Here is a 24,321-nt window from a genome sequence, read left to right as displayed (position 1 = left end):
GATTGCCGCTCGTGTCTCAGCGTGCAGCAGTCCCCCCCGGCCTGATCGTCGTCGACAAGGCCCCCGGCATGACCTCCCACGACGTGGTGGCCCGGGTCCGCCGCATCATCGGCACCCGCAAGGTCGGCCACGCGGGCACCCTCGACCCGATGGCCACCGGCGTCCTGGTCCTCGGTGTGGAGCGCGCGACGAAACTCCTCGGACACCTCGCCCTCGACCGCAAGACCTACCTGGCCTCGATCCGGCTCGGCGCCGCCACCACCACCGACGACGCCGCGGGCGAGGTCGTGTCGACCGCGGACCCGACCGGCGTCACCGACGAGGCGATCGCGGCGGGGATCGCGGTGCTGACCGGGCCGATCCAGCAGGTCCCGAGTTCGGTGAGCGCGGTGAAGGTGGACGGGAAGCGGGCGTACGCGCGGGTGCGGGCCGGTGAGGAGGTTCAGCTGGCCGCGCGACCGGTGACGGTGTTCCGGTTCGACCTGCTGGCCACCACGCGGACGGCCACGGGGGTGGAGCTGGACGTCATGGTGGACTGTTCTTCCGGGACCTACGTGCGCGCGCTGGCCCGCGACCTGGGCGCGTCCCTCGGGGTCGGCGGCCACTTGGGGGCGTTGCGCCGGACGACGGTGGGGCCGTTCGATTTGCGGGTGGCGCGGACGTTGGAGGCCCTGGAGGAATCACCCGGCCTGTCCTTGGACATGGCCGCGGCGGTGAACACCGCGTTCCCGCGACGCGATCTGGACCGGGTGGAAGCGATCGCCCTGTCCCACGGGAAACGCATTCCCGCGGCGGGGATCACGGGGACGTACGGCATTTTCGACCCGGCAGGCACAGCCGTGGCATTGGGCGTGGACGAGGGCAACACAGCCCGGGCCCTGGTCGCGCTCAACGTGAGCTAGCGCGTCGCCCCGGTCACCGCCCAGCGGCCGGAGCGGAGGCGGGCCAGCAGGGTGATGAGGCGCAGGAGGATGAACAGGGTGAGACCGGTCCAGATGCCCGCCAGGCCCCAGTCCAGGGCCAGCGAGAGCCAGATCAGCGGGAGGAAGCCGATCAGCGCGCTGGCCAGGGTGGCGGTGCGGAGGTAGGCGATGTCGCCCGCGCCGAACAGGACGCCGTCGAGCGCGAAGACCACGCCCGCCAGGGGTTGCATGGCCACGAAGAACCACCAGGCGTGCGGGATCTCGCTCAGGACGGCCGGGTCCATGGTGAACGCGCGCGGGAGCACATGGGACAGTCCCGCGAAGACGACGCCCAGCGCGATGCCGAACACGAGGCCGTAGCGGGCGAACTGGCCGCTGAGCTCACGCGCGCGTTTGGCCTGCCCCGCCCCGAGCGCCGCGCCGACAAGCGCTTGCGCGGCGATGGCGAGGGAGTCGAGGACCAGCGCCAGGAACGTCCACAGTTGCAGCACGACCTGGTGCGCGCCAACGGCCCCGACCGACGTCCTGGCGGCGACCGCGGCCGCGGACAGGAAGCACGCCTGCATGGCGAGGCTGCGCAGGACGAAGTCGCGGCCCAGCACCAGTTGCGCCCACATCACCCTCGGCTGCGGCGCGCGCACGTTGCCGCGCAACGCCCCGAGGAACAGCACCGCGGCGATGGACTGCCCGATGACGTTGGCGATCGCCGACCCGGCCAGGCCCCAGTCCAGGGCGTGCACGAAGGTCGGGCACAGCACCAGCGACACCCCGTTGCCCGCCAGCACGTACCCCAGCGGCCGCCGGGTGTCCTGCACGCCGCGCATCCACCCGTTGCCCGCCAGGGTGATCAGCACCATCGGCACGCCGAGCACCGCGATCCGCAGCCACCCCTCGGCCGCGTCCGCCACCGCCCCGGACCCGGCCAGCGCCCGCGCCACCGGCCCGGCCACCACCTGCCCGACGCCGACGAGGACCAGTCCCAACCCGATCGCCAACCACGTCGCCTGCACCCCCTCGGCGACCGCCTCCCCGCTCCTGCCCGCGCCGTGCAACCTGGCCGCCCGCGCGGTGGTGCCGTAGGACAGGAACGTCAACTGCGTCGACAACTGCGCCAACACCACGGCGCCGATGCCGAGTGCCCCCAACTCGAGCCCACCCAGGTGCCCCACGACCGCCGTGTCCACCAACAGGTAGAGCGGCTCGGCGGCGAGCACCGGGAGCGCGGGAACGGCCAAGCCGAGGATCTGCCGCAAGGAAGCCGAGCCGATTCTTCCCACCTGCACCCCCTAGTGACCGGAGAACACCGGCGGCAACCCGGTCCACCCACCAGACAATACGCAGCGGAATCGCCCACCGCCCGCCCGTGACCCCGATAACAGGGGTGCGGACTCAGGGGGAAGGAACGCCTGTCCACACAGGTCGCAATTGACCGAAGGTGAATTCCGTTTCGTCAGGCAGCATGATTATCGGCCGGTGCGCGCGGTGATCGACACGACTAGCCTGGGTACCGAGCGGACTGCTGGGGGCGCGATGCCGACAAGGTGGCCGGACTGGGGCGGGTTGGCCTACATCGGGGTCCAGGCGGCCTCGGTGCTCGGGGTTTTCGGCGGGATACCGGCCGAGGCGGGACCGGTGGTGTACGCGGGGTACGCCGTGCTCGTGTTCGGCGCGCTGCCGGTCGCGTTGATCGCGGGGTTGATGGTGCGGCACTCGCTGTGGGCCGCGGTCCCGTGGCACGGCTTCACGGTCTGGTGGTTCGTGCTCTTCGGCGTGTGGCACGCGTCCGGTGTCATCGCGCTCCTGGAGGGAGCGAGCAGGAGCTTCGCCTTCTCGGTGACACTCTGGTTCTCCGAGACCGGAAACCTCGTGGCGGCAGTGGCCTACCAGACCGCGATGGCCGCCGCGAGCGTCCTGTTGATCGCGGGTGACCGGAAGCGGGCCGATGCGGGGATGGGGACTGTCAGGTCACAGTGACGCCGTGAGTTCGCGTGGATACGGTGCAGGTATGGGGGACGACGAGGATCAGGGCGAGGTCGAACCGGTCTACCCGCTGGGGGCGGCGGTGTTCGCTCCCGCACCGGAACCGCCGCCGGACCAACCCGTGGCGCGTAACGGGCGATCAAGACCGCTGCTGAGCGTGCTCGCGATCGTCTGCGTGGGGGTGCAGATCGCGGCGTCCTTCGGTGTGTTCACCCCGGGATCGCGGCACAGCAAGCTCGACCTCATGTTCCTGGCCTGCCTGGCCGCCCTGGCCCTGGTGGTCAACCTGCTCGCCGTGGCGCTCCTCTGGAAGTCGTTGGTCGAGTCCGAACCCTGGTACGGCTTCCTCACGGTGCTGGTCGCGTTGTTCGCCGTGTGGCACGGGCTCTTCTTGTTCGCGCTCGTCCGGTGGGGACCGAGCCCGTTGTGGTCGGCCTTCGACAACAACAGGGCCTCCATCGCCTACCAGGCAGGCATGACGGTGGTGTACCTGGTGCTGTTCTTCGCCAACCTGGCTACTTCGCGCTCTTCCAGAACCGGGCCTGCTTGTCCGCCACCGCGTCGATGAAGTCGGAGGCGGAGATGTTGCCGCGCAGCAAGTTGTCGGTCAGCGGGTAGAGCACCGTCTCCACCCACCGGCCGCCCGCCACCGCGTTCACGCCGTCGAGGTACAGGGCCTGTTCCACGCCCGGGTCGGTCAGCTGTGCCTTGATGTCCTTCTGGGACTCCGGGACGGCCAGGTCGGCGCGGGGCGTCAGGTTGTCGGCGACCGCGGGGACGCCGGAGAGGATGTCCTTGTTCAGGACGTAGGCGATGAACGCCTTGGCCGCGCCCGGGTTCTTGGCCTTGGCGGTGACGGCGAAGCCGACCGGGACCCGTTCGGCGACGGTGTGCGAGGCGGCGGGTGGTTGCGGGAACGGGAACGAGGCGAGGCTCACCGAGTGGTCGCCGCCCTTGCGCGCCAGGTAGTCCTTGGTCTCGCCGGGCAGCCAGCCGGGCAGGGAGAGGTACGCCGCCTCACCGGTGGCCCAGCGGTGTTGCAGGGTCGGGTACTTCGCCGAGTCCCAGCCGGGGATCAGGTACCGGCCCTTGGCGATCTTCTCGACGAACTCGGCGGCCTGGTAGAGGCCGACGTCGTTGCGCCACACGTCCCCGGTCTTGTCCTCGGCGGCCTTCACCAGTCCGCCCGCGCCGAGGTAGCGCAACGCGGCCTGGGTGAACAGCGCCGCGTTGCTCGTGCTCCGGTCCCCGTCCTGGGCGATCGCAGCGACACCGGAGGACTTGGCGTTGTCGAACAACTGGAACAGCTCGTCGGTCGTCTTCGGCGCGGTCACCAGCCCGGCGATGGTGCGGTCATACCACCAAGCGGACCCGAACACCACGTACGGGATCTCGAAGATCTTGCCGTCCGGGCCCTTGTTCTGCGGGAAGTCGTAGGAGGCGACCGGGAGCACGTCGCGCACCTTCAGGTCGCCCTCCCCCACCCGGTAGTCGAGCACGTCCTCCACCGGCTGCGTGCCGCCGGACGCGACGACGGCGGCCATGACCTGGCTGACGTCCTGGTCGAACAGGTCGGGCACGGTGCCGGTGTTCAGCGCGGGCGCGACGTTGCGGGTCAGCAGGTCGCGGCCGAGCCACAGCACGTTGACCTTGACGCCGGTCTTGTCGGTGAAGCACCGGATGGCCTTGCTCAGCACCCGGCCCTGCGGCTCGTCGGCGTTCCACATCGACCAGTAGGTGAACTCCTTGTCCCCGTTGGGCCGGACACCCGCGTCCGGGCAGCCCGCGCCGAGGAACGCGTCCGCGCCCTGCGGGGCACCGGCCCCCGGGTCGGCACCGCCCCCCGAGCCGCACCCGGCGAGCGCGAGCGCGGACGCGAGCGCGAGCAGTTTGGTCGACCGCATGAGCACCACCTGATCGAGTCGCACAACACCGGCGGCGCCCGTCCCGACCCACACGCCCGGTAACAAATGGTTTATACCATCAGGCCATCACATGGCCGACCGAAAACGTCGGGAAGTCGCGCGCGGTTTTTCCCGGCAATCACAGCCGGTCCGCGCGCGATCACCGAGTGGTCCCGAAACCGGTGGGGTCCGAAGTGGACTAGGCGAAGGCGGCCTTGATGAGCACGAGCACGTCCTCGGCCGACCCGGCGGCGGGGAACCCGGCGGCCAGCCGGTGACCTCCACCACCGAGCGAGGCGGCCACCGCGCGCACGTCCGTGTCCCCCACCGCGCGCAGCGACACCGACCAGCGGCCCGGGGTGAGCTCCTTGGCCACCGCGGCGACCTCGGCCTCCTCGGCGGTGCGGATCAGGTCGACCACGCTGTCGGCGTCCTCGGGCTCCATGCCCTCCAGGTCGGTCAGCGACACCACGGTGACCACCAGGCCGCGGCCGCCGACGGCGTCGGGCACCAGCTGCGCGCGGGACAGGGCGCTGGACACCAGCCGCAGCCAGGCGAACGGGCGGGAGTCCATCAGCTCCCTGGCCACCTCGGTCGGGTCGACCCCGGCCGCCAGCAGCCTGCCCGCCAGCGCGTGCGTGTCCGGGGTGGCCCGGCGGAACGACCCGGTGTCGGTGATCAGGCCCGCGTACAGGCACCGCGCGATCCGCGGCGTCAGCTCGACCCCCAGCTCGTCGAGCAGGGCCAGGACCAGCACCACCGTGGCGGGCGCGGACTCGTCGACCACGTGGTCGGTGCCGAACCGGGTGTTGGCGACGTGGTGGTCCACCACCAGGACCCGGCCACCGGCGGCGATCGTGGCGGGCACCCGGTCGATCAGGGTGCCGAGCCGCTGCTCACTGGCGCAGTCCAGCGCGACCAGCAGCGGCGGCGCGGCGGGCACCTCGGCGGCGGGCACGACCATGTCCCCGGGGTCGAGCGAGCGCAGCGACCGCGGCACGTCGGCGGGGAACCCGAACGACACCCGCACCGCGACCCCGCGCGAGCGCAGCCCCATGCCGAGCGCGAGCGCGCTGCCCAGGGCGTCGGCGTCCGGGCTGACGTGCGCGAGCAGCGTCACCTCGGTCGCGGTGCGGAGCAGGTCGGCGGCGGCGGCCAGGTCGGCGGCAAGATCGGTTCCCACCACACCCAGGGTTCCCGCGTCGGGGCACGCTGTCCAGTCGGGCCCCCGACGTGCCGGGGTCAGGGCGTTTTCTTGCCGAGCGAGTCACCGACGAATCGCAGCACCTCGGGCAGGATCTTCTTCCAGTAGAGCGCGGAGTGGTCGCCGTCACCGAAGGTGGCCGGGTTGGCCTTGGTGCGCTGGGCCAGCTCCCGCGCCGCGGGCAGCAGCGGGTCGTCGGTGCCGCACCACACGGCGAACGGCAGGCCCGCGACCGCGGTGAGGTTGCGCAGCGGTTCCGAGCGCTCCCACTGCTTCTCGTCGGTGTAGCCGCCGAAGCGCTCGGCGTCGCGCCACGAGGTGAACACCGCCGGGCTCAGCGCCGTGAGCAGCGCGAGACCGGGGGTGCGGGCGTACTCGAAGGCGCCGACCGCGCCGCTGGAGATGCCCAGCACCGAGAACGGCGTCGCCGCCAACTCGGCGCGGCTGAGCCAGTCCGGCAGCTCCTCGGCCAGCATCTTCTGCGGCGCGCCGAGCCAGCCCGCGGTGCCGCCGTCCACCGCGACCACGGCGAACGGCCTGGTGCCCGCGCGGACGGTGGCGGTGAGCAGCGGCGGCAGGCCGATCTCGACGAACTGGTTGGCGTCGGTGCCCTCGCCGTGCAGCGCGAGGCAGACCGGCAGCGGGCCCGCGACCTCGCGCGGGCGCATGACGATCATCTTCACGTCGCCGATCGAGGAGCGCCAGATCAGGTTGCTCACCGAGGTCGAGTCGACCGGCGGCTGGCTGCTGGGCAGCGCGGTCGGCGCGGCCTGCGGGGTCTGCCCGCGCGCGCCGCAGCCCGCGACCGCGGCCGCCGAGGCGAGGAGGAACCCGCGCCTGGTCCAACGTCCGTCCACTGTGGAACTCCCGTGGTGGGATGATCGGGTGGTCAGCACCGGCCGGGGTGGCGCTGCACGCGCGCCCCGTCGCGGTCGGCCACCGCCCGGCAAGTGCGGAACAACAGGTCTACACCACCGGGCGCAGAAGGTCTACACCACTGGCCTCAGATGTGCGAACCGAGGAAGGACAGCGCCTCGGGCATCGCGGTGACCCAGTAGTCGGCGGTGTGGCCCCCGGGCGCGGTCCTGGCGACGGCGGGTCGCGCCGTATCGATGAGCCGGTTGGCCGAGGGCAGCAGCGGGTCGGCTTCGCCGCACCATACACCGAGTTTCACGCCCGCGAGGGCATCGATGTGACGAAGCGGCTCGGTCTGCTCCCACTGCGCGCGGCTGTCGAAGACGTTGCGGGCGCGCGCGTCGGTCCAGGACGTGAAGAGGGCCGGGCTGAGCACGGCGGCGGCGCGGACGGTCTCGCGGTGATCGCGGACGTAGTTGAGCGCGCCGTACCCGCCCATCGAGATGCCGAGAACGGCGAAGGGGCGCGGGTTGAGGCCCAGCTCGGCGAGCCAGCCGGGCAGCTCGTCGGCGAGCATCGCGGGCGGGTCGTCGGTGGGGGACGACTTGAGCCAGTACGACGCGTCACCGCCGTCGGCGGCCACCACGGCGTAGGCCGCGGCCGCGCTGAGCTGGTCGCCGACGCCGAGCTCGGTGAACACCCTGGCCCGGGCGCCCCGCCCGTGCAGCGCGAGGCAGACCGGCAGCGCCCCCGGCGCGACCCCGTCCGGTCGGAACGCGACGATCTCCACGTCCCGGCCGCGCGCTTTCGACCGGACCGTCTTGATCTCCAGCAACTTCGGCGGTGGCACGGTGCTCGTCGGCCCCATCTCGGTCGGGATCGGCGTCCTGGCGTCACTGGGCGCGGGCTTCTCGTCCTCGCGCAGCGCCCACGCGCCGAACAACCCCAGCCCGACGGCGGAGGCGACACCCCCCACCGATGCCGCGATAACCCGGCGGCGGGACAACCCGGCCATGCACTCCCCGAACAGCGGTACCCGAAGACGCCCCGACGACTCTCCGTGGAGTCAATCTTTCCGGGAACCGCCCGATAGCGCTAGTGCCCGTTCCACCGATCGTGGGATCAGCGCGCTCGGTGTCAACCGCCAGCTAGACCCCGAAGGCCGCCGGGTACCGGACGAGACCGGTCGGGGTGGGACGCCCGGGGTCGAGGGACAGGACCAGGAAGGCCTCGTCGGGCACGTCGAACGGCGCCAGGACACCGGACCCGGACGCCGGGGTGAACCCGAACCGCGGGTAGTACTCGGCGTGCCCCAGGACCACCACGAGGTTCTCCCCCAGCGCGCGAGCGGCGTCGAGGCCCGCGCGGATCGCCGCGGACCCGGCACCCCGGCGTTGGGAGTCCGGCAGCACCGAGCACGGGGCCAGCGCGAGGGCGGGCGACCCGCCGACGTGGCAGCGGGTCAGCAGGGCGTGGGCGACGACCGCGTCAGCGCCGTCGACCGCGACGATCGAGAGCCCGTCGATCCACGCGGCCGCGTCGGCGCGCAGCGCGTCGACCAGGTCGGCCTCGTCCCGGGTGGGGAAGGCCGCCGCGGTGACCGCGTGGATCGCCGCGATGTCGTCCGGGGACTCCGGGCGGGTGACCCACCCGGGCGGGCCGCCGGTCAGTCCTCGTCCTCGTCGTCCTCGCGCGGGGCGCGGTACGGGTCCGCCTCGCCCGCGTACGTGGCGCCCGAGGCGCGGGCGGCGACCTCGGCGTCGGCGGCGCGGGCGCGGGCCAGCAGGTCGTCGATGCGGCGGGCGTCGTCCGGCACGGTGTCGGCCATGAACGTCAGCGTCGGGGTGAAGCGGACGCCGGTGCCCTGGCCGACCAGGGTGCGCAGCACGCCGGTGGCGCTGTCGAGGGCGGCCTTGGCGGCGGCGTGGTCCGGTTCGACGTCGAGCTTGTCGCCCAGGACGGTGTAGTAGATCGTGGCGTCGTGCAGGTCGGCGGTGACCTTGGCGTCGGTGATGGTGACACGGGCCAGCCGGGGGTCCTTCACCTCGTGCTCCAGGGCCGAGGCCACGATCTGCGAGATGCGCTTGGCGAGCTTGCGCGCGCGGGGTGCGTCAGCCACGACGCTCCTTCTTTCCTTGTGCGGTCGGTGGTCTAGTCGTCCGGCCCGAGCAGCCTGCGCCGAGCCGAGAGCAGTTCCAGCTCGGGGCGCCCGGCAACCAGCCGTTCGCAGGCGTCGAGGACGTCGTTGACGTGCCCCACCTCGGCGGACACCGCCGAGACGCCGATCAGGGCGCGGCGGTGCAGGTCCAGGTGACCCGCCTCGGCGACCGCGACCTCGAACCGCTTGCGCAGCTCGGCCACCACCGGCCGGACCGCGGAGCGCTTCTGCTTGAGGGAGTGGACGTCCCCGAGCAGGACGTCGAGTTCCAGGGCACCGACGTACACCAGGCATCACCGAGGGGGGTGAGTAGGGAGCCCCGGGGGCCGGACGACCGGCCCCCGGGGCGTTACCGCTTACGTGCGCGGCTTCTCGCGCATCTCGTAGGTCTCGATGATGTCGTCGACCTGGAGATCGCTGTAGGAGCCGAGCGTCAGACCGCACTCGAAGCCCTCGCGGACCTCGACGGCGTCGTCCTTGAACCGGCGCAGCGAGCTGACCGGGAGGGACTCCTGGATCACCGCGCCGTTGCGGATGAGGCGCGCCTTGGAGTTGCGCCTGATCTCACCGGAGGTGACCATGCAGCCCGCGATCGTGCCGACCTTCGAGGACTTGAAGACGTCGCGGATCTCGGCGCGGCCGAGCTCCACCTCCTCGTAGATGGGCTTGAGCATGCCCTTGAGGGCCGCCTCGATCTCGTCGATGGCCTGGTAGATCACCGAGTAGTAGCGGACATCGATGCCCTCGCGGTTGGCCAGCTCGGTGGCCTTGCCCTCGGCGCGGACGTTGAAGCCGATCACGATGATGTTGTCCGCGATGGCCAGGTTGATGTCGCCCTCGGTGATCGAGCCGACGCCGCGGTGGATGACCCGCAGCTCGACCTCGTCGCCGACGTCGATCTTCGTGAGCGCGTCCTCGAGTGCCTCGACGGTACCCGAGTTGTCGCCCTTGATGATCAGGTTGAGCTGGCTGGTCTCCTTGAGCGCCGCGTCCAGGTCCTCCAGGCTGATGCGCTTGCGCTTCTGCGCGTTCTGCGCGGCCCGGTTCCTGGCTGCCCGCCGCTCGGCGATCTGGCGCGCCGTGCGGTCCTCCTCGACCACGAGGAAGGTGTCGCCCGCGCCGGGCACCGAGGTGAACCCGATGACCTGGACCGGACGGGACGGGGTCGCCTCGAGGATGTCCTCGTTGAACTCGTCGACCATACGCCGCACGCGACCGTAGGCGTCGCCCGCCACGATCGAGTCGCCGACGCGCAGGGTGCCGCGCTGCACGAGGACCGTGGCCACCGGACCGCGACCGCGGTCCAGGTGCGCCTCGATCGCCACGCCCTGGGCCTCCATGTCGGGGTTCGCCCGCAGGTCGAGCGCCGCGTCGGCGGTCAACAGGATCGCCTCGAGCAGGCTCTCGATGTTGGTGCCCTGCTTGGCCGAGATGTCGACGAACATGGTGTCGCCGCCGTACTCCTCGGCCACCAGCCCGTACTCGGTGAGCTGCTGGCGGATCTTCTGCGGGTTGGCGCCTTCCTTGTCGATCTTGTTCACCGCGACCACGATCGGCACCTGGGCCGCCTGGGCGTGGTTGATCGCCTCCACCGTCTGCGGCATGACGCCGTCGTCGGCGGCGACCACGATCACCGCGATGTCGGTGGCCTGGGCGCCGCGGGCACGCATGGCGGTGAACGCCTCGTGACCGGGGGTGTCGATGAAGGTGATCAGCCGGTCGTTGCCCTCGAGCGAGGTCGCGACCTGGTAGGCGCCGATGTGCTGGGTGATGCCACCGGCCTCGCCCTCGTGCACCGTCGTCTTGCGGATGGTGTCGAGCAGGCGGGTCTTGCCGTGGTCGACGTGACCCATGACGGTGACGACCGGCGGGCGGGCCTGCAGGTCCTCCTCGTCGCCGGAGTCCTCGCCGTAGCTGATCTTGAACGAGTCGAGCAGCTCGCGGTCCTCCTCCTCGGGGGACACGACCTGCACGGTGTAGTTCATCTCGGAGCCCAGCAGCTCCAGGACCTCGTCGGAGACCGACTGGGTCGCGGTGACCATCTCACCGAGGTGGAACAGCACCTGCACCAGCGAGGCCGGGTTGGCGTTGATCTTGTCGGCGAAGTCGGTCAGCGAGGCGCCGCGGGCGAGCCGGATGACCTCGCCGCTGCCCTTGGGCAGCCGGACACCACCGACGCTGGGCGCCTGCATGTTGTCCATGTACTCCTGGCGCTTCTGGCGCTTGGACTTGCGACCGCGCCGCGACGGACCGCCGGGGCGGCCGAACGCGCCAGCCGCGCCACCGCGACCACCGGCACCGGGACGGCCACCGCCGCCACCGGGGCGGAAGCCACCGCCACCGCCTGCCGGGGCACCGCCACCGCCACCACCGGGACCGCCGCGGAAGCCACCGCCACCGCCGCCGCCACCACCGGGGCGGAAGCCGCCACCAGCACCGCCGCCACCGGGACCGCCACGAGGACCGCCGGGTCCACCGCGGAAGCCACCGCCGCCACCGGCACCGCCGCCGGGGCCACCACGGGCTCCGCCGGGGCCACCACCGGGACCGCCGCGACCGCCACCAGCGGGGCGGGCGGGCCGGGGCGGCATCATGCCGGGGTTGGGCCTGGGCGGCATGTTGCCCGGGTTCGGGCCACCAGCCGGACGCGGGCCCGCGGGACGGTCACCGCGGGGACCACCCGCGGGACGGTCGCCACCGGGACGCGGCGGCCGGTCGCCACCGGGGGCACCGCCACCGGCGGGCCGGTCACCACCGGGCCGGGGCGCGCCCGGCCGGGGGGACGGGGCGCCGCCACCGACGCCGAACGGGTTGTTGCCCGGCCGGGGCGCGCGCGGCCCCGGCTTCGGGGACTGCGTCCTCGGCGGCACGACCCCGCCACCAGGACCACCCTGCTGGGGCGGCGTCGACCGCTCCTGGCGCTGGGCGGGCTTGGGGGCGGCGGGCGGCGTCGCGGGCGCGGCGGGCGGGGCCTGCGCGGCGGCGGCGGCCGGGGCCTGCTGCTCCCGCACGGGCTCGGCCTGGCGCGGCGCGGGCTTGGGCCGCGGCGGGCCGGGGACGAAACCGGGCTTGGGCGGCGCGGTCTGCGCCTGGCCCTGGGTCTGGGTCCGCGCCGGAGTCGGCGCGGGTGCCGGTGCGCTCGGGGCGCTGCTCGCGGCCGCCGGGGCCTGCGCGGCGGGGGCGGGGGCCGCCTCCGGGCGCGGCGCCGGGGGGCGCGGGGTCGGCTTGGGGCCGGGTCGGGGGCCTGGCTTGGCCTCGCCCTTGCCCGGGTAGGCGTCCCGCAACCTGCGGGCCACGGGCGCCTCCACGGTGGAGGACGCCGACTTCACGAACTCGCCCAAGTCCTTCAACTTGGCGAGTACATCCTTGCTGGTGACTCCGAGCTCCTTCGCGAGCTCGTGCACACGGGCCTTGCCTGCCACTGCTCTCCTCGTCTGATGAGGCCGGCGGCAGTCCCGTCGACCTCGTCCTATCGTCGCGCGTTCATGTCTTCAGCTTCACGGCTGACTCATGACGGGTCGACCTGCTTCCTCTGTTCCACCACGGGGCGGGAGTATCCCGGTCCCGACACCGCCTGCGACCCGCTCGATCTCCGATCGCAGACCGGCCACGTCGAGCGCGCCCCCGACCTTGAAGGCCCTGGGGAACGCCCGCCGCTTCTCGGCCTTGGCCAGACACCCCGGCTCGGGGTGCACCCACGCACCCCTGCCTGGCATCCGTCGCCGTGGATCGGGCACGACAGCCCCGTCCACGAGCACCACTCGCAGCAGTTCCGCGTCCACCGCCCTGACCCGGCACCCGACGCACGTGCGCACGGGGCCAGGCCCCGACTGGCGAGCGGAAACCGGTTCCTGATGACGAACCATGGGAAAGTCTATCTTGTCCGGCTCACTCGGCCGAACCGGATACCGGAGCGGCCTGCGCGCCCGCCGCGGCGTCGCTGCGGATGTCGATGCGCCACCCGGTCAACCGGGCGGCCAGCCGGGCGTTTTGCCCCTCTTTCCCGATCGCCAGCGACAGCTGGTAGTCCGGGACGACGACCCTGGCCGTCTTCGCGCGCTCGTCCACGACCGTGACCGAGACCACCTTCGCGGGTGACAGGGCGTTGCCGACGAAGGTCGCCGGGTCCTCGGAGTAGTCGATGATGTCGATCTTCTCGCCCGCGAGCTCGCTCATCACGTTGCGCACCCGGGCGCCGACCGGGCCGATGCAGGCGCCCTTGGCGTTGACCCCGGGCACCGACGAGCGGACCGCGATCTTCGAACGGTGCCCCGCCTCCCTGGCGACCGCGGGGATCTCCACGGTGCCATCGGCGATCTCGGGCACCTCTAGCGCGAAGAGCCTGCGGACCAGGTTCGGGTGCGTACGGGACAACGTGATCTGCGGTCCCCGTGTTCCCCGGGTGACGCCGACGACGTAGCACTTGATGCGCGTGCCGTGCTCGTAGGACTCACCGGGGACCTGCTCCACCGCGGGCAGCACGCCCTCGGTGTCGCCGACCTGCACGACGACCATGCCGCGCGCGTTCGCCCTGGTGTCGCGCTGCACGACACCCGCGACGATCTCGCCCTCCTTGGCGGAGAACTCGCCGAAGGTGCGCTCGTGCTCGGCGTCGCGCAGCCGCTGCAGGATGACCTGGCGGGCGGTGGTGGCCGCGATCCGGCCGAAGCCCTCCGGGGTGTCGTCCCACTCGTCGGCGACCTCGCCGTCTGCGCCGGTCGTGAACGCCAGCACCCGGACCAGGCCGGTGCGCTTGTCGATGTCGATGCGGGCGTGCGGCTGGTGCCCCTCGGTGTGCTTGTACGCGGTCAACAGCGCCGTCTCGATGGCGTCGATGACCGTCTCGAACGGGATGTCCTTGTCCCGCTCGATCGCCCGCAGCGCCGCGATGTCCACGTTCATCGCGCGTCCTCCTCAGTACCGGACGCCCGACCCTCGAGCATCGCCAACTCCGCCACCGGCGGTTGCTTGAACTCCACCTCGACCACGGCGTGGGCGACCTCGTGGTAGCCGACCCGGCGCAGTGCGTCGCCGACGAGCAGCTGCACCCCGCCGTCGGCGTCCTCGTCCGCCGCGCCGACACGCGCGGTGAACACCTCTCCCTCGACCGGGCGAACCTTCACCAGCCGCAGCCGGGCGCGCCGCCAGTGCCGGGGCCGGGTCAGCGGCCGGTCGACCCCCGGCGAGGTGACCTCGAGGGTGTAGGGGCCGCCGAGCACCGCGTCGTGCTCGTCGAGCACCGCCGCCACCGCCCTGCTGACCACCGCGACCTCGTCGAGCCCCACCCCGTCGTCGCCGTCAACCACGACCCGCACCAGCCGCCTGCGGCCTGCCTGGGCCACGTCGAGCTGTTCGAGCTCGAACCCGGTGGAGGCAATGGCGCCCGCCACGACCGGCTCGAGCTCGGCCGTGACGCGGTCGCCTTGTCCCTGGTTGGCCACGTTGGCCGCTCCCTGTTCTGGTAGACGGTGCGATTGTCTGCCGGTCGGCGGTACTGCCGCCGACCGTGGTCACCTAGCGTATCTCGCCGGTCCGGGGGCAGCCGCCGCAGGCGATCATCCCGGCTCCCCGACCGGACGGACCGGGGCCTGGCAGGATGACCGGCTGTGAGCGTCCTCCCTCCCCTGACCCGCCGCGCCCTGCTGGTGACGACCGCGGTGGCCGGGCTGGCCGCCTGTACCCCGAAGCCGACCGCGCCGCCACCACCCGACCCGCTGGCCGCGTTGGCCGCACGGGCCCGGGCGGACGCGGCACTGGCCAACGCGATCGCGGCGGCGGTCCCGGCCCTGGCGCCGAACGCGTCGGCCGTGGCCACGGCGCGCACGGAGCACGCGGAGCTGCTGCAGCGGGAGGTGGACCGGGAACGACCGCCCGCACCGTCGTCGTCATCGGCGGCTCCCCCCACCACCGCTGCTCCCTCCGCGCCCACGGACCAGGCAGCCGCGGTGAAGGCGTTGGTGGACGGGTTGACGGCGGCGCAGCAGGAGGCGATCGAGGTGGTGGTCGGGGTGCCGAGGTACCGCGCGGGGATGGTCGGGTCGGTGGCCGCGGGGTGCGCGAGCCTGGTGGAGGTGCTGGCATGACGCAGCCGGGAACCGAGGTGGCGTCGACGTCCGTGCCGCCGTCACGACCGCCACTGCCCCAGGACACGGCGGCGGCGGTCCAGGCGGCCCTGGGCGCCGAGCACGCGGCGGTGTGGGTGTACGGCCTGGTGAGCGCCTTCCTGCCCGCCTCGTTCGACAAACCGATCGCCGAGGGCGCCCAGTCCCACCGCACCCGCCGCGACACCACCGAACGCCTCCTCGGCGCCTCCGGCGTCACCCCGGCCCCCGCCGAACCCGCCTACCTGCCGCCCAAACCGGTCACCAACCAGGCCTCCGCCCTGGAACTGATCATCAACGCCGAACAGGACTGCACCACAGCCTGGCGAGCCGTCCTCGAACGCACCGACGACCCCACCACCCGCACCACCGCCGCGACGGCCCTCACCGACTCCGCGGTCCTGGCCACCCGCTGGCGCAAGACCGCCGGACTCACCCCCCTCACCCCCGCCTTGCCCGGCCAGCCCTAGCCCGAGCAGCCTTCGGGACCAACCTGCGTCAGACAGATACGCCGGAAGGCGTCGCCAGCAGATCCCACGGCACCTTCGGTCGGCGCTTTTCCAACCCACAGGCGACTTTCCCCACCACCGCAGCACGGCCCGCCGCGGACCCCAGCGGCGGCCTTCGGCGCACACAGCCGCGGTCGCTCGCCGCCCACCCCCGGCGGACGGCAGACCCCCGCCCACCCGGGGGCCACCCGCATCCAGCGTATCGCTTCGCGGCCTTTGTCAAGTGGGTGAACCAGGTGCCTGTGGACAGGTCAGGCCTATGTGGACAACCCTGACGCGACAACCTCTCGAGCACCGGACAAGCAGAAACCGGGCAGCACCCCGAAAGGGATCCAGCCCGGTCTCCTGGCACGTGCCGAAGTGGTCAGTACCGGAAGCGGGTGACCATTTCCTGGAGCCTGCCGCTGAGGTGGGCCAGTTCGGTGGTGGCCTGTTCCGCCTCGGTGACGCCGCGGGTGGTCTCGTCGGCGGCGCCTGCTACCTCGGTGATGGCGGAGGCGATGGCGTTGGTGCCGTTGGCCGCCTCGGAGACGCTGCGGCTGACCTCGTCGGAGGTGGCGGACTGCTCCTCCACCGAGGCGGCGATGGCGGACTGGAACTGGTTGACGCGGTCGATGACGTGGACGATCTGGCCGATGGCGGCGACGGCGGCCTCGGTGTCGGTCTGGATGGCGGCGACGCGGCGGCCGATGTCCTCGGTGGCGCTGGCGGTCTCCTGGGCGAGGTCCTTGACCTCACCGGCGACGACGGCGAAGCCCTTGCCCGCGTCCCCGGCCCGCGCGGCCTCGATGGTCGCGTTGAGCGCCAGCAGGTTGGTCTGCTCGGCGATGGAGCGGATGGTCTTGAGCACGTCGCCGATCTCGGCGGAGGACGAGCCCAGGCGGGTGATGATGTCGTTGGTGTGCTGGGCGGTCGCGGTGGCCTCGGCGCCGACCTTGGCGGCCTCGGAGGTGTTGGCGGCGATCTCGCGGATGGAGGCGCCGAGCTCCTCGGCGGCCGCGGAGACGGTGTTGACGCTGTCGGACACCCGGCCCGCGGCGTTGGACACCTCACCGGCGCGGTGCGAGGTCGAGCCCGCGGCGTCGGTCAGCCTGCCGTTGGTGGCGGCGAGCCGGTCGGCGGAGCCCGCCAGGCCGGAGGCGGAATCGGCGACGTCGGAGACGACGGTGCGGATCTCGTTGACGGCGTGGTGCAGCGCGCGGCCCATCTCGCCGATCTCGTCGGCCGACCCGACCGCGACGTCCTGGGTGAGGTCACCGGCGGCGACCTTGGTGGCGTAGTCCTGCAGGGTGCGCACCGGCTTGCGGATGCTGCGGGTGAGCAGCCAGCCCAGGGCGAGGGCGAGCAGCACGGCGACGGTGATGACCGCGATGGTCAGCCAGCGCGAGGTGCTGGTCATGTCCGAGATGTCCTGGCGCTGGGTCTCGGCGTAGCGCACCAGGTCGGCGGTCAGCTTGGCGAAGCCCTCGTTGACCTTGGGCAGGTTCGCCTGGGCCTCCTGGTTGTACTTGACCTCGTTGGCGGTGTCGCCGGAGGCGGTGGCGGCGCGGCGGTTCTTGTGCGAGGTCCAGAACGCCTGGTTGTCGGCCATGAGCTGGGTGAGCACCGGCTGCAGCTCGGCCGGGATGCTGGTGGCGAGCTTGGCGAAGTCGGTCTCGGACTGGGCCAGGTAGCCGTCGCGGCCCTTGGCCAGGCTCTCCAGCGCGGCGGGGTCCTTGACGGTCTCCATGACGACATCGGTCAGCAGCGCGGTCAGGTTCGACGTCTGCGCGGCCTTCACGTCCACCAGCGGGGTGACCGTGTCCTCGGAGATGGCGGTGGCCCGGTCCCGCAGGTCGCCCTGCTGGGTGATGCTGAAGACGCCGAGCGCGACGACGACGACAGCGAGCGCGAGGAAGGCGCTGAACACGCGGGCGCCGAGGTTGCGGCGCAGCGGGTTGCGGGTCACTCGATCAGCCATGCGATGTTCTCCCTGTCCGGCGCGCGGTCCGCCCGCGCGGCGACTACGGGCGGCACGGCGAACGCCGGGACACCCTCAGCCCTGGTTATCGGGAGCGGGAGGTGCGGCTGTAGGAGTTTGCGCGGGTCTCAGCCGCCGGGGTTGGGGTCGATCTCGGCGCCGAGGCGCAGCGCGTCCGCGCAGACCTTGTCCAGCACCGGCTTGTCGGCCTTGGTGCCGACGGCCTTGCCGTTGGCCGGGGCGAAGTCGGCCTCGACGATGACGACGGTCTCGCCGGTGAGCTGCGAGTCGTAGCCGTTGCTCAGCGACTTCAGCGGCGGCGCCTTGACCACGCCCTCGCGGACCAGGTCCTTGACGTTGCCGGTGCCGTCGTTGTCGGTGAGCGCGATCAGGCCCGCGGCCTTGTCCTTGTCGACCATCCGCACGACCGAGACCGCGACCAGCGCCTGGCGGCCCTTGACGTCGGCGGTGAACAGGGCCTGGGTGACCCGGCGGCACTGGCCGGGTTGGGCGAGCAGCTTCTGGGTGTCGTCGTAGGCGTGCTGCCCGCAGTCGCTGTCCACCCTCGGTTGGGTGACATCTGGGTGGGCGACGAAGGTGTAGACCCCGGCCGAGCGGGGCGCGGTCGACGGGGTGGTCGGCGTGGTCTGCGTGCCGCCGTCGCGCTGGACGTAGAAGAACGCCAGGCCGGACAGCACGGCGACGGCGACGAGGCCTGCCGCGCGCAACGCCCAGGTCAGCGCCGGGTTGGTCTTGGCGGCGGGGGCGGGCTCCTGGAACCGGAAGGGTTCCTCGGGGCGCCGCCCGCCCTGCACGCGGGGGATCCACTCGGTCTCACCGGAGCGGTTGTACTGCTCGGGCGGCCAAGGCGGTCCGGGGCGCTGGGGATCCGACACGAACGCTGACAGTAGTTGGTGTCGCCCGCCGGTGTCATTCGACCCGTTTCATCCGACTTGGTTCCCGTGCCCTAGCCGGGGGCCGCCGCTTCACCGTGTTGACGGCCAGGTCGACGTCCTCGACCGTGTTGTACAGGTGGAATGCCAGCCTGGCCCGGCCCGCGCGGGTGGCGAAACGGATGCCCACGGCGGTGAGACGGTCCGCGGCGTCGGGCAGGTCGAGTGACACGATGGCGGAACCTGCGGGCGGTAGGTCGAAGCGAGCGCGTAGGTCGTCGGCGAGCGCGACCACGTGGGCGTGCACGGCGTGGATGTCGAGACTCGCGAGCCAGGGCAGCGCGGCGGCGGCACCGACTTGGGAGAACCATGCCGGGCCGAGGTCGTAGGCGCGCGCGTCGTCCGCTAGGCGCAAGGGCATCCCGTAGACGGAGTTCCAGGGGTTGTCGCCCGCGAACCATCCTGCGGCTACCGGGTGGGTCCACTCGCGGGCGTGGGGGCGGACGGCGAGCCAGGCGGCGCCGCGCGGGGACAGCAACCACTTGTAGCCCGCGCCGACGACCCAGTCGACCCAGGTCAGGTCCATCGGGAGCCAGCCGAGGGCCTGGGTCACGTCGAGCAGGACGCGGGTGCCCGCGGCGCGCAGGCCGGGCAGGTCGGCGATGGCGCCGTCGGCGGACTGCACGGCGCTCACGGCGACGAGGTCGAAGCCGGGGGCGCGGTCGACGAGTTCGGCCGGGTCGACCTCGGTGACGGTGACGCCGCGGTGGGCCTGGGCGGCGAAGGGGAAGGTCACGCTGGTGAACTCGCCGCGGACGGTGAGCACGCGCGTTCCGTCCGGCACGGCGGCGGCGACGGAGGCGATGAGCTGGGAGACCGCGGTGCCGATCGCGACCTCGGCGGGGTCGGCACCGATCAGGGCGGCCCAGGCGGCGCGGGCGGTGGCGATGTCGGGGCCGAACGCCGGGGCATTGTCCAGGCCCAGCGCCCACCGCCGAACCGCGGCGGCCACGGCGTCGACGACCCGGGCCGGTGGGACGCCGATGCTCGCCGAGTTGAGGTAGCCGGGGGTGATCTCGAACCGCTCTCCGAAGGCCGCGCGCACACCCCCGACAGTACGGTGGTCAGCGTGTACAGCGAGGAGTTCGAGATCAGGACCGGCACGTCCGAGGTGGTCCACGACCTGACCGGCACCTGCGGGCAGTTCCTGGCCGACACGGGCGCGGTCGACGGCCTGCTGCACGTGTGGGTCCCGCACGCCACCGCGGGCGTCGCCGTCCTGGAGACCGGCGCGGGCAGCGACACCGACCTGCTGGCCGCCCTGCGCGCGGTCCTGCCCCGCGACTTCCCCTGGCACCACCGCCACGGCACCCCCGGCCACGGCCGCGACCACGTGCTGCCCGCGTTCATCCCGCCGTACGCCAGCATCCCGGTCCTCAGTGGACAGATGACCCTCGGCACCTGGCAGTCGATCTGCCTGGTCGACACCAACGTGGACAACCCGGTCCGCAAGGTCAGGCTGAGCTACCTCCCCGGCTGACCTCCACCCGACCCGGCAGCCCAACAGCAACCAACCCCACGACGGCAAGGCCACCGAGCACCGTCAGACCCAACGCAACATCGGGCGCGCTTGGGGTGTCCTGCAACAGGCTCCGCAATCCTTCCGCGGCGAACCTAAACGGCGTCCACGACCACAAGAGCGCGCGGTAGGCCGGGTTGAGCATCTCCGGAACCTGTCCCGCCACAGCGGGTGCGATGAGGTAGAGCGGCCCGAGGATCGCCATCGCCCTGATGCCCAGGTAGCGCAAGAGAGCCCCTTGCACAGCAGCGAAAGCGACGGCGATGAGCAAGAGGTAGCCCAAGACGGACGCGTTCAGCGGCAGCGTGGAGTCCCATAGCGCGAAGAAGCCCGCGACCACAGCGACACCGGCAACGCTAACGGCTGCGATGAGGGCAAGACGCTGGGTTGGCGTCGCGTGGAGGTTGGACCTCGCGCCCAGAACGACCAGTCCTGCGCCCGCGACGAGTCCGGCGATCCACAGCAGCGCGGACGCGGCCAACGGCGCCGTTCGACCGGCCGTGCTCGCCGGGGAGATCGTCTCGACCCGCGCCTGGCCGCCCAGCGCCGCTGCCGCACCGGTGAGCACCTGCTGCGCAACCTGCGTTCCCTGCGGGTTGACGGCACCGGAGAGCACGATCGTCGCCCCCGACCCGCCGAGTTCGAGGACGCCGTAGACCGCCTTGTCCGCCAGCGCCGCACGGGCTCCCGCCGGGGTGTCGACCCGCCAGGCGACAGCGTCTCCGCCGTGCGCGGCGATCTTCTCGGCGGCGGGCCGCAGCGCGTCGGGCGCGGCGATGGCGAGCGGGACTCGGTCGGGGCGGGCACTGGCCTGGGTGCCGAAGGTGAGCAGGCCCAGGACCGCGGCGACCGCCGCACCCACGACCGCGAGCAGTGCGAACAGGCGCATCGGGACTTCCATTCATCGACTGTTGAATTCGACGGCGAGGGTAGCGCCGCGGCGACCGCGAAGTCAACGTGTGTTGAAATTGGCCGTGGGGTGTGGGGGCGGGTGGCTGGACTACGGTCATGGGGTGCGCAACCAGCGGGTGGCGATCGCGGGGCTCTCGCTTGCGGTGGTTGGGGTGGTGTTGGGGGCGGTCGTGGTGTTGGGGGCCGGGGAGGACGAGTCGGGGGCGCCTCGGGTGACCGCTGTGCCGTTGACGCGGACGAGGGCCGCGTCGCCCGCGTCGCCGAGTCGGGCGGGGTGGCAGGTGGTGGACGACGCCGACACCGGGCTGCGGTACGAGGTGCCGTCGGAGTGGGCGCTGGCGCCGGACACCGAGACGCTGGAGTCCTCGTCCGGCACCGTGCTCGGGCACCTCACCGACTTCGGCACCTACCTGTGCCAGGGCGCGGAGTACGGGCGGGCCTTCTCCGGCAGCGGGCGCGTCGAGGGCGACCCGGCGGACGTGGCGACCGAGGTGGCCGCGGCGATCGCCGCCGACCAGTACAGCGACGGCAGCCAGACCGCGAAGGTGACGCTGTCCCGTCCGACGCCGGTGGTGCGCGACGGGGCCCGTGGGACGGTGATCCGGGCCGAGGCCGAGGTCATGGCCGACGAGGTCGCTGACAGCTGCGCCGGCACCCGGGGCGTGGTCACGGTGATCGCGCTGGCCACGGCGGTCGGCACGTCGGTCGTGGTGCTGGGGGCCGACACCGACGACCGGGGTCCCGCCGTGCCGCTCGCGGATCCCGACGCGCTGCGGGGCATCTCCGACAGCGTCCGTCCCCGCGGCTAGCCCGGGGTCCGCAGGCTACTCTCAGCGGTCGTGACGTATCCCGGTGGTGACTACCAGGGCCTGGGCTTCTACCCGGGTCCACCGCGGCGGGACCGGCGGCTGCTCGTGATCATCGTGTCGGTGGCGGCGATCGTGCTGGTCGTGGGCGCCGTGGTGGCGATCATCCTGCTGCAGCGGCAGTCCTCGACCCCCGCCGCGCCCACCAGCAGCACCGGGCCCACCAGCACCACCAGTTCGGCGGCGAAGACCACCACGACCACCGAGCAGGCCGGGCGGAAGGTCGAGAACGACACCGCGAAGCTGTCCTACGTCGTGCCGGACTCGTGGACGCCGATCGACAGCGCCACCCCGATCACCCTGAAGGCGCTGCCCGGGGTGTCCATCGACCACCTGGTCGGGCTGACCGAGTACCAGTGCGGCGGCAAGTCCTACAGCCGCGGCGTGGTCGGCGGCGGCAAGGTCGCCAGGGGCGAGCTGAACCAGCGGGCCACCGAGATCGCCCAGGCCTTCGGCAAGCAGCTCTACACCGGCGGCTCCGGCGTCGAGGTCGTCCCCGGCACGCCCGAGCCGGTCACAGCCGCGACCGGGGCGGGCACCGAGCTCAAGGGCGTCCGGGTCACCGCCGCGGTCACCAGCACCGGCGACGCCTGCCTGGCGGGCAAGGGCGAGCTGGTGGTCGTCCTGCTCGACGACGGCACCGACCTGCGCCTGCTCCTGGTCAACGGCGACACCGAGGGCGGCCCCGCCACCCCGCCACCGGCCAGGTCCGCCGAGCTGGACACCATCGCCGACAGCGTCCGCCCCCTGGGCTGAGGCAGGCCACCTGGCTGTCGGCCCTGCTGGCGAGCACGCGGTCGTGCCACGATGGCCGGGTGAGTGAGAAGCGCATCCTGGTCCTGTGGGACGTCGATCAGACACTCGTCGACTACAGCGGTACCGGGCGGGAGTGGTACGGGCAGGCGTTGACGGCGGTGGCGGGTGTGGAGCTGGCGCACGTGCCCGCGTTCCCCGGGCGCACGGAGCGGTCGATCACCGTGGAGTTGCTGGAGGCGCACGGGGTCGAGTGGACCGAGGAGCACGTCGAGCGGATGTTCGCCGAGCTGATCACCATCGCGACCGCGGCCAGGCCGCACCTGACCTCGCTCGGCCGGGCGCTGCCCGGGGCGCCGCAGGTGCTGGCCGAGTTGGCCGGGCGGCCGGAGGTGGTGCAGTCGCTGGTGACCGGGAACCTGGTGGAGTTGGCGGATTGCAAGCTGGCCGCGTTCGACCTGCTGCCGCACGTGGACCTGGAGGTCGGCGGGTACGGCTCGGTGTCGACCGACCGGCACGAGCTGGTCGCGGCGGCGCGGCGGGCGGCGGAGGCCAAGTACGGCACCACGTTCGACCCGCGCTCGATCGTGGTCATCGGCGACACCCCGCACGACGTCGCCGCGGCCCAGCACCACGGCGCGGTGGGCGTGGCGGTCGCGACCGGGCGGCACTCGGTGGCGGAACTGGTGGCGTGCGGGGCGGACGTCGTGCTGACCGACCTGACCGACACCGACGCCGTCGTGGCCACGCTGCTGCGCACTGCGCCGACGGACGGTGACCAACTACCGTCTGGCGCATGAGCGATCCCGGCGGCCCGTACTACCAGGTGGACCCGATGACCGGCAGGCCGGTGGCCTACCAGGGTTTCGGGATGTACCCGCCGCCGCCCCCGCCCCGGCGCAACCGGACGCCGTTGATCGTGACGCTCGCGGTGGCCTTGGCTCTGGTAGTTGGCACTGTCGTGACCATTGTCGTCTTGCAGTCGGGTGGCACCGATCCGGTCGCGGTGCCGCAGTCCACGACAGCCGAGCCGACGCTGGGCACTACGTCCCCGCGAACACCGTCGACCACCCCGCGCCGCACGACGACGTCTCCGCTGCCGAGCGACGCGCGGGTCCCGGCGAGCATCCCCGGCTGGCAGGGAGTCCTGTCGCCGAGGGAGAAGGCGGGCTACGACGTCCCGAAGGACTGGAAGGTCGAGACCCCGGGCACCGTCGTCGGCTTCAGCGACAACGACGACAACCCGTCCGCGATCATGCACGGCACGACCACGTACAAACCTGAGGCCTGCCCGAACTCACGCGGCTCTTATCGCGGCCACACCGGTTTCGTCACCGCGGGAGCAGCGGACCCAGAACGCGCCGCGGTAAACGGCGCCCGCCTCTTCGCCGATGCCGCCGCCCTCAACCCGGACGACACAAGAGCCCCCGTCAGCACTACCCCGCCGGTCCCGGTCAAAGTAGCCAACGGCACCATCGACGCCGTCATGGCCACCGCCACAGTCACCGCCACCCACCCCGGCGAGTGCCCCTCCCCCACCGTCCTGTTCACCGCGGTCGCCTTCAAGAACGGCACCTCCACGGTCCTGTTCATGATGTACCTCGACCAAGGCGTCCCCGACGCCCTCCCGGCGGACATCGCCGCGCAGATCATCACCACCATCCGCCCGATGGGCTAGCCCGCCGTAACGGACCGACTCCACTCCGCGAAGGTACATCGTACGA

At 72.4% G+C, this 24,321-nt stretch carries 26 protein-coding genes; 10 read left to right on the top strand and 16 right to left on the bottom strand.

Annotated elements, in window-relative coordinates; genetic code table 11:
• The first annotated feature begins 2 nt into the window (after positions 1-2).
• Entirely contained in the window at positions 3-902 is a 900-nt protein-coding gene (truB, locus tag BMY07_RS15310; RefSeq protein ID WP_092778723.1) for a tRNA pseudouridine(55) synthase TruB, read from the top strand.
• Here the strand turns inward: truB and BMY07_RS15305 are convergent.
• A complete protein-coding gene (locus BMY07_RS15305; protein ID WP_092779128.1) occupies positions 899-2,200 on the bottom strand; it encodes an MATE family efflux transporter in 1,302 nt (433 codons plus the stop codon). The two genes, truB and BMY07_RS15305, sit on opposite strands and share 4 nt — an antisense overlap.
• A 253-nt stretch (positions 2,201-2,453) precedes the next feature.
• Here BMY07_RS15305 and BMY07_RS15300 point away from each other — a divergent pair, with 253 nt between their 5' ends.
• Entirely contained in the window at positions 2,454-2,897 is a 444-nt protein-coding gene (locus tag BMY07_RS15300) for a hypothetical protein (protein ID WP_218150670.1), read from the top strand.
• Between the two features lie 31 nt (positions 2,898-2,928).
• The gene (locus BMY07_RS15295; RefSeq protein ID WP_092778720.1) at positions 2,929-3,471 is read left to right on the top strand and encodes a hypothetical protein; all 543 of its coding nucleotides are present in this window, start codon (positions 2,929-2,931) and stop codon (positions 3,469-3,471) included.
• On the opposite strand, the gene BMY07_RS15290 is transcribed toward BMY07_RS15295, so the two are convergent.
• From BMY07_RS15290 to rimP, 11 genes are all read right to left on the bottom strand, one after another.
• The gene (locus tag BMY07_RS15290; RefSeq protein ID WP_092779126.1) at positions 3,419-4,807 is read right to left on the bottom strand and encodes an ABC transporter substrate-binding protein; all 1,389 of its coding nucleotides are present in this window, start codon (positions 4,805-4,807) and stop codon (positions 3,419-3,421) included. The two genes, BMY07_RS15295 and BMY07_RS15290, sit on opposite strands and share 53 nt — an antisense overlap.
• A gap of 199 nt (positions 4,808-5,006) precedes the next feature.
• Positions 5,007-5,990, bottom strand: a complete 984-nt coding sequence (locus BMY07_RS15285) for a DHH family phosphoesterase (RefSeq protein WP_245782400.1) — start codon at positions 5,988-5,990, stop codon at positions 5,007-5,009.
• Positions 5,991-6,049: 59 nt separating this feature from the next.
• Complete coding sequence (locus tag BMY07_RS15280) at positions 6,050-6,868, bottom strand: alpha/beta hydrolase (RefSeq protein WP_092778718.1); 819 nt, start codon at positions 6,866-6,868, stop codon at positions 6,050-6,052.
• 146 nt (positions 6,869-7,014) lie between these two features.
• A complete protein-coding gene (locus BMY07_RS15275) occupies positions 7,015-7,881 on the bottom strand; it encodes an alpha/beta hydrolase (RefSeq protein ID WP_092778717.1) in 867 nt (288 codons plus the stop codon).
• A gap of 133 nt (positions 7,882-8,014) precedes the next feature.
• Positions 8,015-8,392 carry a GNAT family N-acetyltransferase gene (locus BMY07_RS15270; RefSeq protein WP_281245068.1) on the bottom strand — a complete coding sequence of 126 codons (378 nt, stop codon included), beginning with the start codon at positions 8,390-8,392 and terminating at the stop codon, positions 8,015-8,017.
• Positions 8,393-8,532: 140 nt separating this feature from the next.
• A complete protein-coding gene (rbfA, locus tag BMY07_RS15265; RefSeq protein WP_092778714.1) occupies positions 8,533-8,985 on the bottom strand; it encodes a 30S ribosome-binding factor RbfA in 453 nt (150 codons plus the stop codon).
• Between the two features lie 32 nt (positions 8,986-9,017).
• A complete protein-coding gene (locus tag BMY07_RS15260) occupies positions 9,018-9,311 on the bottom strand; it encodes a DUF503 domain-containing protein (protein ID WP_092778713.1) in 294 nt (97 codons plus the stop codon).
• Positions 9,312-9,380: 69 nt separating this feature from the next.
• A complete protein-coding gene (infB, locus tag BMY07_RS15255) occupies positions 9,381-12,446 on the bottom strand; it encodes a translation initiation factor IF-2 (protein WP_092778712.1) in 3,066 nt (1,021 codons plus the stop codon).
• 75 nt (positions 12,447-12,521) lie between these two features.
• On the bottom strand, positions 12,522-12,890 hold the full coding sequence (locus BMY07_RS15250; RefSeq protein ID WP_211346489.1) for a YlxR family protein: 369 nt from the start codon (positions 12,888-12,890) through the stop codon (positions 12,522-12,524).
• A 22-nt stretch (positions 12,891-12,912) separates the two neighbouring features.
• Positions 12,913-13,926 (bottom strand): transcription termination factor NusA, encoded by a 1,014-nt coding sequence (gene nusA / locus BMY07_RS15245; protein ID WP_092778711.1) that lies wholly within the window; start codon positions 13,924-13,926, stop codon positions 12,913-12,915.
• Positions 13,923-14,465: a ribosome maturation factor RimP gene (gene rimP, locus BMY07_RS15240; protein ID WP_092778710.1), complete on the bottom strand. Its 543-nt coding sequence runs from the start codon at positions 14,463-14,465 to the stop codon at positions 13,923-13,925. Before rimP ends, nusA begins: the two co-directional genes overlap by 4 nt.
• Positions 14,466-14,630: 165 nt before the next feature.
• On the opposite strand from rimP, the gene BMY07_RS15235 reads away from it, so the two are divergent.
• Positions 14,631-15,107, top strand: a complete 477-nt coding sequence (locus BMY07_RS15235) for a hypothetical protein (protein WP_245782399.1) — start codon at positions 14,631-14,633, stop codon at positions 15,105-15,107.
• Positions 15,104-15,595, top strand: a complete 492-nt coding sequence (locus BMY07_RS15230; protein WP_092778709.1) for a ferritin-like domain-containing protein — start codon at positions 15,104-15,106, stop codon at positions 15,593-15,595. Before BMY07_RS15235 ends, BMY07_RS15230 begins: the two co-directional genes overlap by 4 nt.
• A gap of 403 nt (positions 15,596-15,998) precedes the next feature.
• On the opposite strand, the gene BMY07_RS15225 is transcribed toward BMY07_RS15230, so the two are convergent.
• The 3 genes from BMY07_RS15225 to BMY07_RS15215 form a co-directional block, all read right to left on the bottom strand.
• Positions 15,999-17,594, bottom strand: a complete 1,596-nt coding sequence (locus tag BMY07_RS15225; protein ID WP_092778708.1) for a methyl-accepting chemotaxis protein — start codon at positions 17,592-17,594, stop codon at positions 15,999-16,001.
• 128 nt (positions 17,595-17,722) lie between these two features.
• Positions 17,723-18,490 (bottom strand): hypothetical protein, encoded by a 768-nt coding sequence (locus tag BMY07_RS15220; RefSeq protein ID WP_143073503.1) that lies wholly within the window; start codon positions 18,488-18,490, stop codon positions 17,723-17,725.
• A 34-nt stretch (positions 18,491-18,524) separates the two neighbouring features.
• A complete protein-coding gene (locus BMY07_RS15215) occupies positions 18,525-19,592 on the bottom strand; it encodes an aminotransferase class V-fold PLP-dependent enzyme (RefSeq protein WP_092779120.1) in 1,068 nt (355 codons plus the stop codon).
• A gap of 24 nt (positions 19,593-19,616) precedes the next feature.
• Here BMY07_RS15215 and BMY07_RS15210 point away from each other — a divergent pair, with 24 nt between their 5' ends.
• Positions 19,617-20,027: a YjbQ family protein gene (locus tag BMY07_RS15210; protein WP_092779118.1), complete on the top strand. Its 411-nt coding sequence runs from the start codon at positions 19,617-19,619 to the stop codon at positions 20,025-20,027.
• Here the strand turns inward: BMY07_RS15210 and BMY07_RS15205 are convergent.
• Complete coding sequence (locus BMY07_RS15205; protein ID WP_342741543.1) at positions 20,002-20,955, bottom strand: ABC transporter permease; 954 nt, start codon at positions 20,953-20,955, stop codon at positions 20,002-20,004. The genes BMY07_RS15210 and BMY07_RS15205 overlap by 26 nt on opposite strands.
• Before the next feature lie 124 nt (positions 20,956-21,079).
• On the opposite strand from BMY07_RS15205, the gene BMY07_RS15195 reads away from it, so the two are divergent.
• The 4 genes from BMY07_RS15195 to BMY07_RS15180 are packed head-to-tail and all read left to right on the top strand — an operon-like array spanning position 21,080 to position 24,275.
• A complete protein-coding gene (locus BMY07_RS15195) occupies positions 21,080-21,787 on the top strand; it encodes a DUF8017 domain-containing protein (protein WP_143073501.1) in 708 nt (235 codons plus the stop codon).
• Positions 21,788-21,817: 30 nt separating this feature from the next.
• Positions 21,818-22,600 carry a DUF8017 domain-containing protein gene (locus BMY07_RS15190; RefSeq protein WP_092778704.1) on the top strand — a complete coding sequence of 261 codons (783 nt, stop codon included), beginning with the start codon at positions 21,818-21,820 and terminating at the stop codon, positions 22,598-22,600.
• Between the two features lie 59 nt (positions 22,601-22,659).
• Positions 22,660-23,397: an HAD family hydrolase gene (locus BMY07_RS15185; RefSeq protein WP_092778703.1), complete on the top strand. Its 738-nt coding sequence runs from the start codon at positions 22,660-22,662 to the stop codon at positions 23,395-23,397.
• Positions 23,394-24,275, top strand: coding sequence for a DUF8017 domain-containing protein (locus BMY07_RS15180; protein WP_092778697.1), 882 nt, complete (start codon positions 23,394-23,396; stop codon positions 24,273-24,275). Before BMY07_RS15185 ends, BMY07_RS15180 begins: the two co-directional genes overlap by 4 nt.
• Positions 24,276-24,321: the final 46 nt, after the last annotated feature.

The organism is Actinokineospora terrae (assembly GCF_900111175.1).
Taxonomy (GTDB): Bacteria; Actinomycetota; Actinomycetes; order Mycobacteriales; family Pseudonocardiaceae; genus Actinokineospora; species Actinokineospora terrae.
This window is presented reverse-complemented; position numbering and strand designations above follow the sequence as displayed.

What these genes read in the sequence shown, in the direction of transcription:
- BMY07_RS15300 (WP_218150670.1), top strand. Translation starts at nt 2,454, where the DNA reads ATGCCGACAAGGTGGCCGGACTGGGGCGGGTTGGCCTACATCGGGGTC.
- BMY07_RS15295 (WP_092778720.1), top strand. Translation starts at nt 2,929, where the DNA reads ATGGGGGACGACGAGGATCAGGGCGAGGTCGAACCGGTCTACCCGCTG.
- BMY07_RS15290 (WP_092779126.1), bottom strand. Translation starts at nt 4,807, where the DNA reads ATGCGGTCGACCAAACTGCTCGCGCTCGCGTCCGCGCTCGCGCTCGCC.
- BMY07_RS15275 (WP_092778717.1), bottom strand. Translation starts at nt 7,881, where the DNA reads ATGGCCGGGTTGTCCCGCCGCCGGGTTATCGCGGCATCGGTGGGGGGT.
- BMY07_RS15250 (WP_211346489.1), bottom strand. Translation starts at nt 12,890, where the DNA reads ATGGTTCGTCATCAGGAACCGGTTTCCGCTCGCCAGTCGGGGCCTGGC.
- nusA (WP_092778711.1), bottom strand. Translation starts at nt 13,926, where the DNA reads ATGAACGTGGACATCGCGGCGCTGCGGGCGATCGAGCGGGACAAGGAC.
- BMY07_RS15230 (WP_092778709.1), top strand. Translation starts at nt 15,104, where the DNA reads ATGACGCAGCCGGGAACCGAGGTGGCGTCGACGTCCGTGCCGCCGTCA.
- BMY07_RS15225 (WP_092778708.1), bottom strand. Translation starts at nt 17,594, where the DNA reads ATGGCTGATCGAGTGACCCGCAACCCGCTGCGCCGCAACCTCGGCGCC.
- BMY07_RS15205 (WP_342741543.1), bottom strand. Translation starts at nt 20,955, where the DNA reads ATGCGCCTGTTCGCACTGCTCGCGGTCGTGGGTGCGGCGGTCGCCGCG.
- BMY07_RS15180 (WP_092778697.1), top strand. Translation starts at nt 23,394, where the DNA reads ATGAGCGATCCCGGCGGCCCGTACTACCAGGTGGACCCGATGACCGGC.